Annotated in this window: 17 protein-coding genes; 4 read left to right on the plus strand and 13 right to left on the minus strand. The window is 68.8% G+C overall.

The window, feature by feature from the left end; genetic code table 11:
- Positions 1-16: 16 nt before the first annotated feature.
- Both NY1_RS22655 and NY1_RS22660 read left to right on the plus strand, forming a co-directional pair.
- Entirely contained in the window at positions 17-2155 is a 2139-nt protein-coding gene (locus tag NY1_RS22655) for a WD40 repeat domain-containing serine/threonine protein kinase (protein ID WP_084535230.1), read from the plus strand.
- Between the two features lie 127 nt (positions 2156-2282).
- Entirely contained in the window at positions 2283-2528 is a 246-nt protein-coding gene (locus NY1_RS22660; RefSeq protein ID WP_067716773.1) for a hypothetical protein, read from the plus strand.
- A 139-nt stretch (positions 2529-2667) separates the two neighbouring features.
- Here the strand turns inward: NY1_RS22660 and NY1_RS22665 are convergent, their stop codons facing one another.
- The 5 genes from NY1_RS22665 to aceA all read right to left on the minus strand — a co-directional run bounded on the left by NY1_RS22665 (position 2668) and on the right by aceA (position 8202).
- Entirely contained in the window at positions 2668-2868 is a 201-nt protein-coding gene (locus tag NY1_RS22665) for an antitoxin (RefSeq protein WP_067716776.1), read from the minus strand.
- 95 nt (positions 2869-2963) lie between these two features.
- Positions 2964-3089: a hypothetical protein gene (locus tag NY1_RS45145; protein ID WP_267888431.1), complete on the minus strand. Its 126-nt coding sequence runs from the start codon at positions 3087-3089 to the stop codon at positions 2964-2966.
- A gap of 126 nt (positions 3090-3215) precedes the next feature.
- On the minus strand, positions 3216-5525 hold the full coding sequence (gene metE / locus NY1_RS22670) for a 5-methyltetrahydropteroyltriglutamate--homocysteine S-methyltransferase (protein WP_067716778.1): 2310 nt from the start codon (positions 5523-5525) through the stop codon (positions 3216-3218).
- A 260-nt stretch (positions 5526-5785) separates the two neighbouring features.
- A complete protein-coding gene (locus NY1_RS22675; RefSeq protein WP_067716781.1) occupies positions 5786-6658 on the minus strand; it encodes a 3-hydroxybutyryl-CoA dehydrogenase in 873 nt (290 codons plus the stop codon).
- A gap of 254 nt (positions 6659-6912) precedes the next feature.
- Positions 6913-8202, minus strand: a complete 1290-nt coding sequence (gene aceA, locus NY1_RS22680) for an isocitrate lyase (RefSeq protein WP_067716784.1) — start codon at positions 8200-8202, stop codon at positions 6913-6915.
- Positions 8203-9059: 857 nt separating this feature from the next.
- On the opposite strand from aceA, the gene NY1_RS22685 reads away from it, so the two are divergent.
- Positions 9060-9536, plus strand: a complete 477-nt coding sequence (locus NY1_RS22685; RefSeq protein ID WP_067716786.1) for a DUF1772 domain-containing protein — start codon at positions 9060-9062, stop codon at positions 9534-9536.
- Between the two features lie 62 nt (positions 9537-9598).
- On the opposite strand, the gene NY1_RS22690 is transcribed toward NY1_RS22685, so the two are convergent.
- The 5 genes from NY1_RS22690 to NY1_RS22710 form a co-directional block, all read right to left on the minus strand.
- Complete coding sequence (locus tag NY1_RS22690; RefSeq protein ID WP_067716789.1) at positions 9599-9847, minus strand: hypothetical protein; 249 nt, start codon at positions 9845-9847, stop codon at positions 9599-9601.
- 92 nt (positions 9848-9939) lie between these two features.
- Positions 9940-12588 (minus strand): molybdopterin-dependent oxidoreductase, encoded by a 2649-nt coding sequence (locus NY1_RS22695; protein WP_067716792.1) that lies wholly within the window; start codon positions 12586-12588, stop codon positions 9940-9942.
- Positions 12585-13403, minus strand: a complete 819-nt coding sequence (locus tag NY1_RS22700) for an FAD binding domain-containing protein (protein ID WP_067716794.1) — start codon at positions 13401-13403, stop codon at positions 12585-12587. Before NY1_RS22700 ends, NY1_RS22695 begins: the two co-directional genes overlap by 4 nt.
- 144 nt (positions 13404-13547) lie before the next feature.
- A complete protein-coding gene (locus NY1_RS22705) occupies positions 13548-13802 on the minus strand; it encodes a hypothetical protein (protein WP_067716797.1) in 255 nt (84 codons plus the stop codon).
- Positions 13802-14143 carry a hypothetical protein gene (locus NY1_RS22710; protein ID WP_157762431.1) on the minus strand — a complete coding sequence of 114 codons (342 nt, stop codon included), beginning with the start codon at positions 14141-14143 and terminating at the stop codon, positions 13802-13804. Before NY1_RS22710 ends, NY1_RS22705 begins: the two co-directional genes overlap by 1 nt.
- Before the next feature lie 224 nt (positions 14144-14367).
- Between NY1_RS22710 and NY1_RS22715 the strand changes: the two genes are divergently transcribed.
- Positions 14368-16974: a tetratricopeptide repeat protein gene (locus NY1_RS22715; protein WP_067716802.1), complete on the plus strand. Its 2607-nt coding sequence runs from the start codon at positions 14368-14370 to the stop codon at positions 16972-16974.
- Between the two features lies 1 nt (position 16975).
- Here NY1_RS22715 and NY1_RS22720 read toward each other — a convergent pair whose 3' ends face one another.
- The 3 genes from NY1_RS22720 to uraD are packed head-to-tail and all read right to left on the minus strand — an operon-like array spanning position 16976 to position 19161.
- A complete protein-coding gene (locus tag NY1_RS22720) occupies positions 16976-18328 on the minus strand; it encodes an 8-oxoguanine deaminase (protein ID WP_067716805.1) in 1353 nt (450 codons plus the stop codon).
- A 12-nt stretch (positions 18329-18340) separates the two neighbouring features.
- Positions 18341-18661 carry a hydroxyisourate hydrolase gene (gene uraH, locus NY1_RS22725; RefSeq protein ID WP_067716807.1) on the minus strand — a complete coding sequence of 107 codons (321 nt, stop codon included), beginning with the start codon at positions 18659-18661 and terminating at the stop codon, positions 18341-18343.
- On the minus strand, positions 18658-19161 hold the full coding sequence (gene uraD, locus NY1_RS22730) for a 2-oxo-4-hydroxy-4-carboxy-5-ureidoimidazoline decarboxylase (RefSeq protein WP_067717029.1): 504 nt from the start codon (positions 19159-19161) through the stop codon (positions 18658-18660). The genes uraH and uraD overlap by 4 nt, the downstream gene beginning before the upstream one ends.
- Between the last annotated feature and the right edge of the window lie 76 nt (positions 19162-19237).

Consider the following 19237-nt stretch of genomic DNA (forward strand, 5'->3'; position numbering starts at 1 on the left):
GGGAGGTAGGTGCCCGATGCGGTTCCGGGCTGGAGCGAGGTTCGCGGGGTACACCATCGAACGCCAATTGGGCGCGGGCGGAATGGGTGTGGTGTATCTGGCCCGGCATCCACGCCTGAAGAGACTGGTCGCCCTCAAAGTTCTGAACGAGAGCTTCGCCGACGACGAGAAGGCGCGGGCGCGATTCGAGCGCGAGGCAGCGATGATCACCGCGCTCGACCATCCCAACATCGTGCCCATCTACGACCGCAATTCGCCCGACGACGATGTGCTGTGGATATCCATGAAGTTCATCGAGGGCGGCGACGCCGCCGGGCTGCTGAACGCCTCCGGCGGGCGCATCCCGGTGGCGCGGGCCGTGCGCATGATCGGCGATGCCGCCGCCGCGCTCGACCACGCCCATCGCTACGGCATCCTGCACCGCGATGTGAAACCCGCGAATCTCCTTGTCGAACAAGAGGATTACGAACGCACCCTGGTCACCGACTTCGGCATCGCGCGCAGCCTGGACGATACCGAGACCGGTTCCCGCGTCTCGGCCACCGTCGCCTACGCGGCCCCGGAACGCTTCAGCAGCAACCCCGTCGACCACCGCGCCGACATCTACTCGCTGGGCTGCACGCTCTACAAACTCCTCACCGGCGAGGCCCCGTACCCGCGCCCGGACGAGGCCGCCATCATGGCCGCGCACCTGTACTCGCCCCCGCCGCGCCCCTCCGAGCGCTACCCGGATCTGCCGGCAGCGCTGGACGAGGTGTTCGCCACGGTGCTGGCCAAGCATCCGGACGACCGCTACACCGACTGCACCAGCATGGCCCGCGCGGCGCATGCGGCACTGGTGGCGGAGCCGTCCGGGAACACCGTGACCAGGCGCTACGTCCCCGCCGCGGACGAGGCGACGATCACCACGCCGCCGGGCGAACCACGCACTCCCCCACCGGCGGACACGCCCGGATCGAATCCGTCCGGCCGCGGACTCGGCTTCTACCAGCCGGAACGCCGCACCCCGACACCTCCGGAAGGCATTGCGGCTCAGCGGTTTCCGGGCGGCAGCCCAGCAACCGGTCCCACTACCGGCCAGGAAGGGTCTGCGGCACAGGGGATTCCCCCTGAATCACCAAGGCGTCTCATCACACGGCGGCGCTTGCTCATCGGCGGCGCGGCTGCCGGGGTCAGCGCGGCGGTCGCGGCGGCGGCGCTCGCGGTCTCGACCCGGGACGGCGACCAGAACTCCGCGAGCGAACCCGCCCAGGCCGCGAAAACCCCGGAGCGGCTCACGCTTCCGTCCCAGGTGCTGGCTCTGGCGTTCACCCCGGACGGCGGCACGCTGATCATCGGCGGCAAGGACAACACCGCCCGCTATTTCGAGGTCGCCTCCGGCCGCGAGCTGGGCAATCCGCTGACCGGGCACAGCAATTCGATCCGCGCGCTCGCCATCTCCGCCGACGGCGCACTGCTCGCCACCGGCAGCGAGGACATGACCGTCCGGCTGTGGGACGCGCACACCCGCCAGCCGCTCGGCAGCCCGCTCACCGCGCAGACCAATGCCATTCGCGCACTGGCCTTCTCCCCCGACGGCACCCTGCTCGCCACCGCCTCCGAGGACACCACGACGCAATTGTGGACGGTGCGGTCGCGGCAACCGGCGGGCGCGGCGCTCACCGGGCACACCGGCGCGGTGCGCGGCGTGGCGTTCCATCCGGACGGCGCCACCATCGCCACCGGCAGCGCCGACACCACGGTGCGCCTCTGGTCGGTCAAGACCCGCGCCGCCCTGGCCACCCTCACCGGCCACAACAGCCAGATCCGCACGGTCGCCTACAACCCGGGCGGCACCCTGCTGGCCAGCGGCGGCGACGATGCCACCATCCGGTTGTGGGCCGATCGCGCCGCCTCGGGCAAACCGCTGAGCGGCCACAGCGAACCGATCCTGAGCCTGGGATTCAGCCCCGACGGGACGCTGCTGGCCAGCGGCAGCCGCGACGGCACCGCCCGGCTGTGGCATCTCGGCACCCGCGAGCCGATCGGAAATCCGTTGTCCGGCCACACTTCTCCGGTGCACACCCTGGCCTTCAGCCCGGACGGGAAGGTGCTGGCCACCGGCAGCGCCGATGCCACGGTGCGGCTGTGGCAGGTGTCGGAGCTGCTGCGCTGAACCGAGGGCGACTGTCGGCGCGAACACACTTGGCCCGTCGAGCAGCGGACAGAGAATATCGGCGCTGAACAGCACCATTGCTTGCAAGGGAATCGCCCCGAGTCCCAACGCAACAGGAGCCCATCGCATGAAACACACCGCCAAGCGCCTCGCCACCGTACTGGTCGCCGCCGCCTTCACCCTCCCCCTGGGCGCGGGCATCGCCGCCGCGAACAGCGATCGCGACGACTACCACTACTACTGCGATCGCAACAGCCGCGGTTACGACTGGAACTACTGCTGGAGCCACTACAAGGATCGCTGGCAGTCCGAGCACGGCCACGACCGCGGCGATCACAACGGCAGCGGCGGCAACAGCGGTCGGAACTGGTGAATCCCCAGATTCCCGGGGGCTACCGGGGGCTCGGCCCCCGGATACCTCGCGGTGAGTGGCCTAAAAGGCCACGAAAGACCCTGCGGCAGTAGCGAACCGGCGACAGCGTAGCCGCCGGCCGCTCGACGAGGAGTACCCGCTACTGCTGTCCCGCCTGCTCGTGCAGCGCCTTCTTGGCCGCGTCCTGCACCTTGTCCACGTGCTCGGCGTATTTGCCGGAGGTCTTCTCGTCCAGCATGTCGCCGGCCTTGTCCACCAGCGGATCCAGCTTGTCCGCGTGCTGTCCCGCCAGCTCGGCGGCCTTCCCGGCGGCATCCTTCAAGTTGTCGAACAGACCCACGGCCCTACTCCCATCTCGATTCGAACCCGCCCAGGCTAACCCGGCGCATCCGTCCGATCCGGGAACTCCGGACGCGTTCTACGCCACTCCCCGCCCTAGCGCGAGGTCTTCCACTGCCATTCCGGCGGTGCCTCGCCGGTCTTCTCCCGGTAGCTCTCCCCGGCCTCGCGGGCGGGCGCCGGGTCGGGCTGGGGCTGGTCGGTCTTGCCTGACGGATCCATCTCGTTCTCCTTCCGAAAACCTTCCTCCGCAGGCTAATTCGCGTTTCGTGACCGGTTCATGACCGCGCATCGGGCACGAAAAAGGGCGGCGCGGACGAAAGTCCGCGCCGCCCCTCAGTTTTCGAGCTAACCCTGTTCGGCGGCTTCGGCCCGGCGGCGGACGCGGCGGGCGGCCGCGACCATATTGCGCAGGGACGGATCGAGCTGCCAGTGGTGGCGGGTCTTCAGGCCACCGTCCGGATTGGCCCACAACCGCTGCGGCGTAACGGCTTCCGCGGCGGCGGTGAGCAGTTCGTCCAGCTCGTCGATGTCCGGGATGCGAGCCGACCGCGACTCGTACACGCCCGGGCCGACGCCGTGGGTGAGGCCGCGCCCTTCGGCGCAGTCGTCCTTCAGCGATTCCAGCACCCATTCGATGGAGCGGGTGGCGACGATGGCGGTGACGTCGGCATCGAGTTCCTCGATCGCCTGCACCACGTCGTCCCGGCTGGAATAGCCGATGTGCGTGTGGATCTGGGTTTCCGGCTTGACCCCCGAGGTGGCCAGCTTGAACGCCCCGACCGCCCAGCGCAGGTATTCCGCCTGCCCCTTCTTGCGCAGCGGCAGCAGCTCGCGAATGGACGGCTCGTCCACCTGGATGATGGCGATGCCCGCCTTCTCCAGATCCACCACCTCGTCGCGCACCGCCAGCGCCACCTGGTCGGCGGTCTCGTACAGCGGCTGGTCCTGCCGCACGAACGAGCGCGCCAGCATGGTGACCGGTCCGGTGACCATGCCCTTGACCGGCTTGTCGGTGAGCGACTGCGCGTAGGCGGTCCAGTCCACCGACATGGCCTTGGGCCGGGACACGTCGCCGTACACGATCGGCGGTCGCACGCAACGGGATCCGTACACCTGCACCCAGCCGAAGTGGGTGGTGGCGAAGCCGTCGAGCAGCTCCGCGAAGTACTGGATCATGTCGTTGCGCTCGTGCTCGCCGTGCACCAGCACATCGAGGCCGATGTCCTCCTGCAACCGGATGGTGGACTCGATCTCGGCTTCGATGCGCTTGCGGTACTCGTCGTAGGACAGCCGGCCCTGACCGAGGTCGTAGCGCGCCTGACGGGCGGTGAAGGTCTGTGGGAAGGAGCCCAGCGTGGTGGCTGGGACCAGCGGCAGGTTCAGCTTGGCCTGCTGCGCGACCTTGCGGGCGGCATACGGTTCGCGCTCGCGCATCTGCGGCGTGATGGCGTACACCCGCTGCCGCACCGCGTGCTTCTGCTTGAAGTGCACCGCGGTCGGCACCTTGCGCCACTTCTCCGAGGGCCCTTCGGTGAGCGCCTTCGCGAGCGAAACCACTTCCAGGACCTTCTGTTTGGCGAAGGCGAGCCGGTCGGCGACGTTCTCCTCGAGCTCGTACTCGACGAGGGTGTCGTAGGGCACGTGCAGCAGCGTCGATCCGGTGGACACCACCATGTCCGGGCACACCTGGGCCAGCTTGTGCAGGTAGTCCAGGGTCCGGTAGCGGTCGGCGCGCCACACGTTGGTGCCGCTGATGACGCCCGCGTACAGCCGCTTGCGCTTGATGCCGGGGATCTCGGCCAGCGCCTCCGGGGTGATCCGGAAGCTGGCCAGATCGAGCCCGATGGCCTCGACATTGGATCGCGCCAGCACCGTGAGCGCCTCGCCGAAGTCGCCGTACTGCCCGGTGACCAGCAGGCGCGGCCGCAGCGGGGCCTTCGAGAGCCGCTGGTACGCCTTCTCGAACAGTTCGATGGTGGACGGCGAGCGATCGCTGGTGAAGCACGGCTCGTCCAGCTGCACGCAGGTGGCGCCGCGCTTGGCGAGCACCTCGAACAGTTCCTCGTAGACCGGCAGCAGTTTGTCGAGCAGCTTCAGCTTGTCGAACTCGGTCTCCCCGGGCACGTGCCCGGTCTTGGACAGCAGCAGCAGCGACAGCGGCCCGAGCACGACGGGACGCAGTTCGATGCCGGCCGCCTTGGCACGGTCGAATTCGTCCAGCAGCGCCTCGGGGTGCAGCGAGAACTCGGTGTCGGTCTCCAGCTCCGGCTGCCGGTAGTGGTACGGGGTATTGAGCAGGCGCACCAGTTCCAGCGGCGGCAGGTCGGGACGACCGCGCGCCATAAGGAAGTAGAAGTCCAAGGGGTGCAAGCCCTCTCGCTCCGCCTCGAACCGCTTCGGGACCGCGCCGAACAGCAGCGCGTTGTCGAGAATGTGGTCGTAGTAGGAGAAGGTGTTGCCCGGAACCTGGGTGAGCCCGGTGGCGGCCAGTTCCAGATACTGGCTCTCCTGAATCTCACGCCCGACGGCCAGCAGCTCGTCGCGTGAAAGCGTGCCGTGCCAATAGGACTCCAAAGCACGCTTGAGTTCCCGGTGCGGACCGATGCGCGGGTACCCCAGAATGCTGGACCCGAAGCCGTCGGTGACGTTGACCATGAGCGGGACACTCCTTCCGAGCTGCTGGCCGGACTCGACCTATTTGCAGCTTATGCCCGATGAGGGTGGACGCCGCCACATGCCCGGCGACGCTCCCCTGTGAGAGAGGCTCCGATGAACCCCGCCCGACGCAACGACTGATTTCGCGAGGGGCGGGTAACTCATCGGGTACGTCCAAAATCGGTTGGGCACCCAACCGCCGGCACGGGTTGCCGACGTCGACGGCTCACAGCCGCCCGCTGAGTACGCGGAGAGGCGGGTTAGCCCCGGTTGTACTGGTAGAAGCCCGCTCCGGACTTCTTACCGAGCAGCCCGGCTTCGACCATGCGCATGAGGAGCGGAGGCGCGGAGTACAGCGGCTCCTTGAATTCCTCGTACATGGAGTCGGCGATGGACTTCACCGTGTCGAGCCCGACCAGGTCGGTCAGGGCCAGGGGCCCCATCGGGTGGGCACAGCCCAGCACCATGGCCTTGTCGACGTCTTCCTTGGTGGCGAAACCGGATTCGACCATGCGGATGGACGACAGCAGGTACGGCACCAGCAGCGCGTTGACCACGAAGCCGGAGCGGTCGGCGGAACGCACGACCTGCTTGCCGAGCACGTCGGCAGCGAACTGCTCGGCTCGCTTGGTGACGGTCTCGGTGGTCTTGAGCGTGGTGACCAGCTCGACCAGCGGCAGCACCGGCACCGGGTTGAAGAAGTGCATGCCCACGACCCGCTCGGGGTTGTTGGTGGCCACGGCGATCTTCATGATCGGGATGGAGGAGGTGTTGGAGGCCAGCACCGCATTGGGATCGGTGACGACCTTGTCCAGCTCGGCGAAGATCGCGGTCTTCACCTCTTCGTTCTCCACGACGGCCTCGACGACCAGCTGACGATCGGCGAAATCACCCAGGTCCGAGGTGAAGCGCAGCCGCCATGCGGTCTGCTCACGCTCCCGCTCGGTGATCTTGCCGCTGGACACCCCGCGGTCCAGCGACCGCAGGATGCGGGCGCGACCGGCAGCGGCGAGTTCACGAGTCTGCTCGAAGACGAGTACATCGACATGTGCCCGGGCGCAGACCTCTGCGATACCCGCGCCCATCTGTCCCGCGCCGATAATGCCGACACGCTGAATCTTTTCGGTGCTCACGTCCCGCTCCTGCTGGTTGTTGGCCGTCGTGGCTCGTGGGTGAAGGCGTCGGACTGACTTGTGACCCTGCGCCTTCTTAAGGTCTTGATTTCGAAGCTATAGGAAAAAACCCTCCCCGCCGGGGCTGTCGACGGGAAGGGTGGGCGGACCCGCCGAGGGAGGCTTGCCGTCCCCCTCGGCGGATCCGAGGCCCTGGGCAGCGGAAGGTGTGATGCGACTGCTGCCCGGGGTTAGTCCTCAGAACCGTTTGTGGCTCAGTGGAACTGGCCCTCTTCGGTGGAGCCCTTCAGCGCAGCGGTGCTGGTGTTGGGGTCGACCGTGGTGGCGATGGTGTCGAAGTAGCCGGCGCCGACCTCACGCTGGTGCTTGATGGCGGTGAAGCCACGCTCGGCGGCGGCCTTGAACTCGCGCTCCTGCAGGTCGACGAACGCGGTCATGCCTTCGCGGGCGTAGCCGTACGCCAGGTCGAACATGCCGTAGTTCAGCGAGTGGAAGCCGGCCAGGGTGATGAACTGGAACTTGAAGCCCATGGCGCCCAGCTCGCGCTGGAACTTCGCGATGGTGGCGTCGTCCAGGTGCGCCTTCCAGTTGAAGGACGGCGAGCAGTTGTAGGCCAGCAGCTGGTCCGGGAACTCGCTGCGCACCGACTCGGCGAACTTGCGCGCGACCTCGAGGTCCGGCACGCCGGTCTCCATCCAGATCAGGTCGGCGTAGGGGGCGTAGGCCTTGGCACGCGCGATGCAGGGCTCGATGCCGTTCTTGACGCCGAAGAAGCCCTCGGGGGTGCGGGTGCCGTCCAGGAACTCACGGTCGCGCTCGTCCACATCGGAAGTGATGAGGGTGGCGGCCTCGGCGTCGGTGCGGGCGATGATCACCGACGGCACGTCGGCGACGTCGGCGGCCAGACGCGCGGAGGTCAGGGTGCGGATGTGCTGCTGGGTGGGGATCAGCACCTTGCCGCCCAGGTGGCCGCACTTCTTCTCGGAGGCCAGCTGGTCCTCCCAGTGCACGCCCGCGGCGCCGGCCGCGATCATGGCCTTCTGCAGCTCGTAGGCGTTCAGCGCGCCACCGAAGCCGGCCTCGGCGTCGGCGACGATCGGGGCCAGCCAGTTGGCGACCGAGGTGTCACCCTCGACCTTGGCGATCTCGTCGGCGCGCAGCAGCGCGTTGTTGATGCGACGCACCACGGCCGGAACCGAGTTGGCCGGGTACAGCGACTGGTCCGGGTAGGTGTGGCCGGACAGGTTCGCGTCACCGGCGACCTGCCAACCGGACAGGTAGATGGCCTTCAGGCCGGCGCGGACCTGCTGCACGGCCTGGTTGCCGGTGAGGGCGCCCAGGGAGTTGATGTAGTCCTCGTTGTTGACGAGATCCCACAGGATCTCGGCGCCACGACGGGCGAGGGTGTGCTCCTCGACGACGGTGCCCTGCAGCTTCACGACCTGGTCGGCCGTGTAGTTACGGGTGATGCCCTTCCAACGCGGGTTGGTGTCCCAGTCCTGCTGGAGCTCCGCAGCGGTCTTCGGGGTGCCGACGTTCGACATCTTTGACTCCACTTCTTCGTTCGGTCTCGGTAGCCCCGCCGGTCCTGAATCTCTCGCGATGATTCGGACACTGCTGGAGCGGCAATTTGCAGACTTGCTAGGCCCGCGAGGTGTACTTCCACACGATGGCACAGGAAAAAATGTGCGTCTACCTGTTGCAAGTGTGAATCCCGGCTAGCTTTCCCAGGGCTTCTGCTAATCCTGCGAAATTTGCTTGTTAATAGCAGCCGGGCAATCTACTTGCCAGTAGCTCTGACATGCGGTTTTGCATAACGCGCGTACTGTTTGCGTGATCGCGACCACCGCCGACCGACACGCCGGGCATCGCGGTGGTGTGAGCACCTTCACAAGCGGAACAGACGGCGGTGAGGTGAGGAGGGCCACTCCGCCGACGAGCGATAGCCAACGCCTACTCTGAGCGAACGTCCAGTCTTTCAGCAGTCTTCGCGCTGGATGTCGCGGCACCACACCCCGGGAGATATCGATGCGGACACGATGGGCAGGCTCGGCGGCATTGACCCTCACCACACTGCGGCGCTGATCAGCGGGGGTCCGGCCGCCCTCGCGGACCCTGCGGGCGGCGTCGGACGGTCACCTCCACCGCATCGCCGGCGCCCGTCGCCGCCCGGCCCGGCGCGAGGGATTCCGGACATTTCCCCGACTCCAACACCACGGCGCGCGAGCAGGAGACAACCGAGAGCGCTGCGGTTTACTTCCCGCCCGGCGACGCGACAGCCGGCCGTGATCAGAGACGTGCGCGGCAGAATTTTCTAGCAGCGCTAGACAATCGAGCTCTAGCTCTTCTATCTTTGCTTCAGTTCCTAGCAACGCTAGATAGCGCAGAAGAGGTCAGGAAAATGCTCATCACCCTCGGCACGATCACCGCCGCTCTCGCCGTCCTCGGCAATGGCGTCATCTACGGCACCGATGCCTGCGCGGGGCTCATCATGCGGTCGGTCTACAAGAAGCTGGACGACGCCACGGTGACCATCAGCGCCGGATGGGGACACTTCTACGGCGACAAGCGGATGCCCGTCTTCGGGGCCGGCGGCACCGTGGCCACCGCGCTGACCCTGCTGTTCGCGATTCTGGCCGGGCAGGCCGGCGCGGCCATCGGGGCCGGGATCGCCTTGCTCGCCCTGGTCATCTGGCTGGCGCTCTACGCACGGGTGGCCAAGCCGGTCAACAATGCGCAGAAGGCGGCCGCGCAGTCGGGCGTGATTCCCGCGAACGCCCGTGCGCTGCAGGACAAGTGGGACAGCATCATCTGGGTCCGGGTGGGGCTGCAGGGCATCGCGCTCGCCGGACTGTGCGCCGCGCTCGCCCTGTTCTGAGGCGGCCGGACACGACGAAGCCCCGCACCGGAGTGCGGGGCTCACGCATGATTACCGGCGTATCAGTGCGCCGACAGCGAGGGACGGTGGCCGCGACGGACATCGGTGCAGATGCCGGACAGGTCGATATTGTCCGAAACCACCGCGCACACCGGATCGGCGGTGACGACCTCGGCGGCGGCGGCCGGAGCTTCGGTGAGCTCCAGGCCCTGCGCGGAGGCGGACGGCGCGACAATGCTCAGCGTGGCGGCCGCGGCGGCGACCAGGCCGGCGAATCCGGCGGTACGACGACGCGTGACGAACTTGCTCATGTGAATCCCCTGTTCCGAGAAGTTAATTGGTCGTGAAATGGAAACCAGCTCGGAGTCCCCACCCCGCGACGGACAGTATCATCACGGGCCGATCACGCAAATTCTTTTTCGGATACGGCGGAATCACGCAGATCACGCCAGATTCGGTCGGCTGTCATCGGAAGCCGTTGCGGGCGAATGCCGGTGGCATCCCGAATCGCATTGGCCAGCGCGGGCGCGACCGGGTTGTACGGGGATTCGCTCATGGATTTCGCACCCAGCGGGCCGAGCGGATCGCTGGTCACGGCGAAATAGACCTCGGTTTCGGGCAGGTCGGCGAATTGTGGAATGTGATAGTGGCGCAGGGTTTTCGTGGTGACTTCACCCGATTCGACGCGGACCTCCTCGTAGAGCGCGCTGCCGATGGCCTGCGCCACGCCGCCCTCCACCTGCCCGCGGCACTGGGCGGGATTGAGCACCGTTCCGGCGTCGGCGGCTTGAACCGATTGCAGGATGCGGATGCGGCCGGTGGGCGGATGGACGGCGACGCGGAAGGCGTGCACGTTGAAGGCGACCGTGCGCGGGGTGCCGTCGTGGGTGGCGGTGGCGTGCGCGGGGCCGCCCGCCGTGAGCTGTTCGCGCAGGGCGAGGCAAGCGGCGTGCGTGGCGCGGCCCGCGACGGTGATGCCGGTGGAGCCGAACGCGCCGGTGTCGTGGCCGGTCAGGGCGGTGTCCGCGTGCCGGATGCGGATCCGGTCCAGTTCGACGCCGAGCGCGGCGGCGGCGATCTGTGCGTGCACGGTGGTGGTGCCATTGCCGAATTCGGCGGTGCCGACCCGGATTTCGTAGTTGCCGTCCGGCAGCCGGGCGGCGTGCGCGGTGGAGCGGTGCCCGCGCGGCGGCACGGTGGCGATCATGGCGGCGGCCATGCCCTCGCCGATCCGCCAGTCCGGGCCGGGCGCGGCGACGCCGTTGCCGCGGCGCAACGCCCGTTCGGCCAGGTCCAGGCATTGGTCCAGGCCGTAGCTGGTGATGGTCAGGTCCGGTTCGGGATGACAGAACCCACCGACCAGATCGTCAGCGGGCCGGACCACATTGCGGCGGCGGAATTCGAAGGGGTCCAGGCCGATTCGGCGGGCCAGTTCGTCCAGCGCGGATTCGATGCCGAACATGACCTGGCCGAGGCCGTACCCGCGGAAGGCCCCGGACGGCACATTGTTGGTGTAGACGGCGCGGCCGTCGACCCGCTTGTGCGCGCAGCGGTACAGCGCCACCGATTCGCTCAAACCGTGGAAAAGCACTCCGGCACTGTGGTTTCCGTACGCGCCCGCATCGGACAGGACGTCCACGGCCAGGGCGGTCAGGCGGCCGTCGGCATCGGCTCCGGCGGTCACTTCCACTCGCATGGGATGTCGCACCGTGGTGTGGAATTCATCGGATCTGGTCAGTTCGTACTGCACCGGCCTGCCGGTCCGCAGGACCGCGAGCGTCACCAGGTCCTCGGTGAACATCTCCTGTTTGCCGCCGAAGCCGCCGCCGACGCGGGCGGCGAACACCCGCACCCGATCGCGATCCAGGCCGAAGACGCGGGCGATCTCGTCGCGGACCAGGAAGGGGACCTGGGTGCTGGTGCGCAGCACCAGGCGGCCGTCCGGATCCAGCCAGCCGATGCTCGCGTGCGTCTCCAGGTGCACGTGCTGCACGCGCTGGGTTTCCCACACCCCGTGCACGACTTCCGCCGCGGCGCGCAGTCCGGTGGTCACGTCGCCGGCGCGGCCGTGCACCTCGGCGACCAGATTGCGCCCGGTGTCGGCGATCCGCGCGCTCGCCGGCTTGTCCGCGTGCAGTTGCGGCGCGGTGTCCGCGAGGGCCTCGGCTGGTGTGAAAACCGCTGGTAGAGGCTCATATTCCACGTGTAAGGCCCGGCAGCCGGCGCGGGCGGCCGCGAGGGAATCGGCGATCACGGCCGCCACCCGCTGCCCGATGAAACGCACCACCCGATCGAGTACCACCGTGTCGTCGGGGTCGTCCTCGCGAATCTCGTGGCGGGCGGTGGAGAAGGTGACGTCGGGAGCGTCGGCGTAGGTGAGTACAGCGCGCACACCCGGAATCGCCTCGGCGGCAACGGTATCGATGGAGATTATGCGTGCGTGGGCGTGCGGGCTGCGCAAGACCTCGAGGTGCAGCGGCGGCTCCGGCGGTAGATTCCCGGGTGGCTGCCCGCAAGGCCGGTCCGAGTCCTGGGCGGGCGCGTCCATGGTGAACGGCTCTGTGCCGGTGACGATTCGGGCGCCCGCGAGCGCACCCGGACCATCCCCGCACTCTCGCCGTGCCCCGCTGAGCGCTTCGCCGATGGCCCGGTAGCCGGTGCAGCGGCAGAGGTTTCCCTTCAGCGTTTCCGGCAAAGTGGCCGTTTCCAGTGCACCCTGGTTCTCGAGATCGGTTGCGGTGACCAGCATTCCGGCGGTGCAGAACCCGCACTGGAACCCGGCGCGGCGCACGAACTCGCGTTGCAGCCGGCTGGGCGCGGCCGGTGTGCCCAGCCCGGTGACCGTGGTGACCGCGCGCCCCTCGGCACGATGGGCCGGATACACGCACGAATGCACGGCCGCGCCGTCCACCAGCACGGTGCAGGCTCCGCAATCCCCCGCGTCACAGCCCTTCTTCGGCCCCGTGAACCCGTTCTCCCGCAGCAGGGTGCGCAGGCATTGCCCCGGACGCGCACCGGTCTCGACGGGCTCGCCGTCGACCTGGAACTTCACGACCGGTCTCCGTTCAGCTCGGCCACGACCGCCGCCGCGAGCAGACCGGTGACGTGCCGCCGCCAGTCCGGAGTACCGTGCGGATCGTCGTACCAGAGCGCGGTATCCAGTCCAGCCAAGGTTGCCGACAGTTCGCCATCGCCGGGCAGCGCCGGGAACGTCAACACCACCGGCCGCGTGGTGGCGGCGCTGAGGGTCAGCTGACAGCTGCCGTCCAGGTCGTGCCGCCCCATCACCACCGCGCCGGAGCGCCCCGTGGGACTCGACGCGATCTTGCGAAAGGCGGTGCGGGCCCGCAGGTTCGCCTCCGGAACCCTAATCGACCGCACCACTTCGCCCTCGCCCAACACCGTCTGTCCAGGCGCGATCACGAACCGCGACAAGGGAATTCGCCGATCCCGGCCGGGGCCCCAGACCTGCGCGGAGCCGCCGAGCGCCACCAGCGCCGCGAGCACCCCGCCGGCGGGCAGCGCCAGGCACACATTCCCGCCCACCGTCGCCGTGCGGCGGATCTTGTAGGAGGCGACCAAGGCCGAGCACCCCTGCTCGAACAGCTGGGCCCCGGACCATCGCGCCGGATACGCACCACCCGCCAGCTCGGCGAGCGTGCAGGTAGCCGCGATTTCCAGCCCGGCGTCATCGATGGTGAGCGGCGCCCACCCCAGCCCGGTGATATCGACCAGGCGCTCCAGCTCGTCCTGCGGTTCCGAGTACAGCCAGGTCCCGCCGGCCAGCACCGCCGTGCCCGCCCCGACCGTGCCCAGGTCGGCCCGATCGCGGGCCATCACCACTTCGCGGATCGTGTCCAGATCCATCCGTATCACCCGCTCTCACCCGCGTTCCGCACCTCCCGGGGCCCGGCGGCGAAATCGCAGGTCCCCGAGAGATGGGATGTTTCCAGCCTAGGAGCGCGGGATTGCGCGGAGATTGCGGAAATCCCCGCACCTGTTTCGAGCCCGTTACTCTTCCGAAGGAGTCAGCTGAGTCGGCGCCGCCCCGCAGAACGGGTAGCACTCCCCGGCCACCCGGGTCTGCGAGACGCCGCGCTCCTCCGGCACCGCGGTGCGATCCCCGCCGCAACTGGTCACCACCACCAGCAGCACCAGCACCGCGAACCCCAGCACCGCGGCGAGCAGCCCGAAGAACCACGCCGCGCTGACCCGCCGATACGGCACCACGAACACGACCGGCCCGATATCGAAGAACTCGAACATCACCCGCTCGCTTCCCCGACACCGGCCGCCTGCGGACTGTCCTCGCCGCCCGCGCACCGCAATGCCAGCAGACACATCACATCCGTGAGCGGAATGCCCAGCACCCCCGCGTGCAGCACCGCCATCTCACTGTCGAATTCCCCACCCGCCCCGAACAATTCGAGCATGATCAGCTCCGCCAGCACCACCCCCGCCAGCGCCTGCTCCTGCGAGAACCGCATCCCGGTCGGCGCATACGACAACACCCACCGCCCCCGCCCCGGTTCCGGCACATCCACCCGAAACCCCGCCTCGCACGCTATGTCACTGGTTATCAACCATTCCGAGATCGTTATAGCCATCGATTCACCCCTTCGCGTCCCCCCGGAGCCCGTCCCCGCCGCGGGCTCCGGGTCGTGTCACTCCATTGAATCGATTTCCCGGCACCGGCTGAATCCCAGCTGCGAATGCGATACCTTGGCGTACCCAATGGTGCTTGACCTGCTGAAACATGCGCGGTACCAAGGAAATATTCACATCGGGGGGCGACCGATTGCGTACGGCCGCCGGGTTCGGGAGGCGCAGCGTGGCAGCCAATGGGGATGCGGAGGTGCACGGGGCGGAGGTGCGGAAGGAGTTGCGGCGGATTCTGCTGGGGACGGGGTTGCGGGAGAACGAGGTGCTGGAGCCGCTGGCTGCGGAGTTGCGGGCGCGGGGGTGCCGGCCGCGGAAGGCGTGGCGGCTGGCGAACGAGCTGACGCAGCAGGAGGTGGCCGACGAGTTCAATCGGCTGACCGGGAAGCCCAGTGCGCCAATGAAAGCCAGCCGGATATCGGAGTACGAGAGCTGGCCGGGGGTGCGAGGGGCGGCGCGGAATCGGCCGCGGCCGACGGTGGAGGTGCTGCGGTATCTGGCGACCATCTACCGCACCAGCTGGGATCAGCTGGTGGACACCGTCGATCTGGGGGCGATGCCGAACGGGGAGGTCCGGTCCTATCGGGATGCGGTGGCGGAGCGGTGCACGGCATCGCCGCGCGGGCAGGTGATGCCGGCTGCCACTGTGGTTTTCGTCGGGCGGCAGCGCGAGCTGGAGCTGCTGGGGCAGCGGGTGCGTGAGCAGTTGCGCACCGATCGGCCGGTGGTGCAGGTGGTCAACGGGCTGGCGGGCACCGGGAAGACGGCTTTGGCGCGGCGGCTGGTCGAGGAGTTCGCGCCCGCCTACCCGGACGGGTGGATCTGGGAGGACCTGCGCGGACATTCCGAAGGGCGGGCGCCGCGCACGCCGACCGAGGTGCTGGAGCAGTTGCTGCTGCGGCGGGGCGTGCATCCGGAGACCATCGATCCCGATCCGGGGCGGCGGGCGGAGCGCTGGCAGGAGGAGATGCGCGACAAGCGGATGCTGATCGTTTTCGACAATGTGCTGGAGAGCAGGCAGATTCGCGATCTGATCCCGAACGCGCCGGGGTGCTTCGTGCTCATCACCAGCCGCCGGAAGCTGACCGGGTTGACCGGTGCGGCGCCCCCGCTGCAATTGGACGCCATGCCCCGCGCCGAAGCGGAGGAACTGCTGGTCACGCTCAGCCATCTGCCGACGGACTACGACGTGGGGGCGGTGCGGCGGATTCTGGAGACGGCGGGCAGGCTGCCGCTGGCGCTGCGCTTGATCGCCGGTCAGCTGGCGCACGGCGGCCCGGATATGCTCGCGGCCGCCGATCAGGACTTCCAGGAGCTGTCCGAGCGGCTGCGGCGGGCGTCCGCGGCGGAGGAATCACCGGCGGCCGATATCCTGGCGCGCTTCTCGGCCGAGGGCGAAACCCTGCGCGCCGCATTCGAATTGTCGTATCAGCGCCTGCCGGACGCGGACCTGCGCCGGGCGGTGCGGCTGCTGGGCTGGTTCCCCGGCTCGGAGATCAGCGCCGAAACCCTCGCGGCCATCGGCGATATTTCGGTGGCGAGCGCGAACGTGCTGATCCGGCGCATCTTCGAGGTCGGGCTGCTGGATCCGGCGGAGGCGGGGCCGCGCGGGCCGCGCTATCGCATCCACGATGTCACGCGGCTGTTCGCGCGCACCCAGGCGGCGCTGGAGGATCTGCCCGGCGATCATGCCGCCGCCATCGGCCGCCTGATTCGCTACAGCCTGCGCATCGCCGGAACGGTCGGCGCGCCACGACCTTTCGATCTCGCGGGCACCTTCCCCAATCCGCCCGCCACCGACGACGGCGCGCTGCGGCAGGCGCGAGCCTGGCTCACCAGGGAACGCGAGATGCTGCTCGGCTGCGTGCGCGCGGCCGGTTCCGGCGCCGAAACCGGGCGGCTGGCAAGGCTTTTGGCCTCGCACCTGTCCGGGCTGGGGCATTGGTCGGACGCGCGCTGGCTGTTCGTGCGGGCGCTGGACATCTCGCGGGGCACCGGCGACCGGATCGAGCAGTGCGATGTGCTGTACGGGCTGGGCACGGTGCACCGGCTGGCCTGCGATTACGACATCGCGTCCCGGTGTTTCAAGGAGGCGCACGCCATCGCCTCGGAGACCGCGGACGCGCTGCGCACGGCCTCGGCGCTGTGGGGATACGCCGAGGTGACCCGGCATATCGGCGATTATCCGCACGCCCGCGACGCCTATGCCGATGTGCTCGCCATCGCCCGGCAGCTGGAGAATCCGAAATTCGAGGGTGACGCGCTGCGCGGGCTCGGGCATCTGGAACGGATGGGCCGCAACCCGGATACCGCGCGGATCTACTACGACGCCGCGCTGGATATCGCGATCGCCATCGGCGACAACTACAGTCGCGGCTGGTCATTGTGGGGCATCGGCGACATTCACCGCACCATGGGCGAATTCGGCACGGCGCGCGAGCAATTCGAGGAGGCGCTGGAGATCGGCCAGCGCATCAAGGACAGCCTCCTGCAGGCGGACGCCCTGCGCGGTATGGGGCATATCGAACGCGACCTGAAGGAACTGGATTCCGCGCAGGGCTTCTATTCGGAATCCCTCGACGTGGCCCGCCGCAATGGCGATCCGCACGGCGAGGCCGACGCCTGGCGCGCCCTGGCGCTGCTCGCCCTGCTGGTCGGCGTCCAGCATCGCGCCCGCGCCCGCGATTTCCTGTGCCGTGCGCTGGCGTTGTACGAGGCCATGGGGGTCAAGGTCGCCGAACGGGTGCGGGAAGAGCTGCGCGCACTGGACGAGCGGTAGTTCAGCCGGCCTTGGCGACCAGCGCGGCCTGCGCCCGCGCCACGTCCCGGCCCGTCGCCGCCTCGTCGATGGTGCGAATCTCCCCGTCGCGCACCACGATCCGGCCGTTCACCACCAGCGCCGCCAGCGGTGGCGCGGCGCCCAGGATCAGGGCGGTGACCGGATCCTCGATCCCCGCATGGGCGGGCCCGTCCAGCCGCCACAAGGCCAGATCCGCGAGCTTTCCCGGCTCCAGCGAACCGATCTCGGCTGCCCGCCCCAGCGTGCGCGCCCCGCCGATGGTCGCCAGCTCCAGCGCGGTCCGCACGGTCAGCGCACTCGGGCCGCCGCGCTGCCGTGCGAAAAGCAGTGCGTTGCGCGGCTCTTCGATGAGGGAACTGGATTCATTGCTGGCCGCGCCGTCCACGCCCAGCCCCACCGGCACCCCCGCGGCCAGCAGGTCCGCGGTGCGGGCGACGCCGCAGCCGATGCGGGCATTGGAGGTCGGGCAGTGCGCCACGCCGGTTCCCGTGCGGGCGAGGGTGGCGATGGCGTCGTCGTCGAGATGGATGCCGTGTGCGTACCAGACATCGGGGCCGACCCAGCCGAGCTGCTCCAGGTATGCGGCGGGCGTGCACCCGTGGGTGCGCAGGCAGTAGTCGTGCTCGTCCAGGGTCTCGGCGGCATGGGTGTGCAACCGCACCCCCAGTTCACGCGCCAACGTGGCGGATTCCCGCAGCAGCTCGGGCGATACCGAGAAAGGCGAGCAGGGCGCCAGCCCGATCCGGAGCATCGAATCGAAAGTCGGGTCGTGCCAGCGTGATACGGCGTCCTGGCTCGCGACCAGAATGTCGTCCAGCGCCTCCACCACCGAATCCGGCGGCAGCCCACCGGCGCTCTGCCCCAGGTCCATGGATCCGCGGGTGGGGTGGAACCGCAGTCCGACCTGCGCCGCGGCCTCGATGGTGGCTCCCAGCAGATCACCGGCGTCACGCGGGAACAGGTAGTGATGGTCGGTGGTCGTGGTGCATCCGGTGCGAGCCAGGGAAGCGAGCGCACCGGTGGCAGCCACCCGGGTGGCGTCGGCGTCGATGCCCGCCCAGATCGGGTACAGCGTGGTCAGCCATTCGAAAAGCGTTGCGTCGGCGGCCAATCCACGCGTCACCCACTGATACAGGTGATGGTGGGTGTTCACCAGGCCCGGAGTCAGCAGGCAGCCGCGCCCGTCGATCCGGTTGCCGCCCTGGACTTCCGGCGCCCGCCCCGGGCCCACGGCGGCGATCCGATTCCCCCGCACGACGACATGCCCGTCCCGATACTCGGTGCCCGCCGGATCCACCGTCGCCACCGCGCAGCCTTCGATCACCAGGGTCATGTCGTCCACGGGTCAGCTCCCTCGATAGGTGGAATACGCGAAGGGCGACAACAACAGCGGGACGTGATAGTGCCGTTCCCCGCCCACCGTGAACGCGATGCTCACCTCCGGATAGAAGGCGTCCACGCCCTGCGCCGCGAAATAGTCCCCGGTAGCGAAGACCAGCCGATACACCCCGGGCGGCAGCTCCGCGCCGAGCGCGCCGATCCGGCCGTCCGCATCGGTCTTCCCACCGGCCAGTTCCGCCCCGCTCGCGTCGGACAGGCGCACCGTCACCCCGGCGGCCGGCGCGCCCCGGACCGCGTCCAGCACATGCGTGCTCAGCGAGCTCATGCCTGCCCGCCGATCAGGCGCCCCAGCCGAATCCGGTTGATCTTCGCCAATTCCGTTCGCACGATCCGCCTTTCCTCGGCCGGGTCGTTCCCGAGCCGCTCGGTGAGAATGGCGAGCAGCCGCTCCGGCGACAGCCCGGTGGCGCACACCAGATAGACATGCCCGAACTTCGCCTCGTACTCCCGGTTCCCGGCCGCGATGGCCGCCCGTACCGCGTCGCCGGCGTCGGCCATCCCGGCCTGTTCCCGGGCCGAGTTCGCATTGTCCGGCCGATCGCCGATGCGCGGATGCCCGGCCATGGCCAGATCGATCTCCGCTTCGCTCACCCCGGCCAGCGCCGCGTCGGCGGCGGCGAACAAAGCCTCGGCAGAGCCGTACGGTCTTTTCGCCGCCACCGCCCGCGCCCATTCCGGCGACGCGCAGCACGCCAGCAACAATTCGATTGCCTCGGGTTCCGGCAGTGCGTCGAATCGCGCCGGCCCGATTCCGTTATCCGTCATCCCCTCCAGCATCGGCCAGGCCAACCGCCGCCGCCAGTCGGCCCGTCCGAGCGCGCCGCCGTGTCGCGCGCGGCTG

It is taken from the genome of Nocardia yamanashiensis NBRC 100130 (assembly GCF_001613325.1).
GTDB lineage: Bacteria > Actinomycetota > Actinomycetes > Mycobacteriales > Mycobacteriaceae > Nocardia > Nocardia yamanashiensis.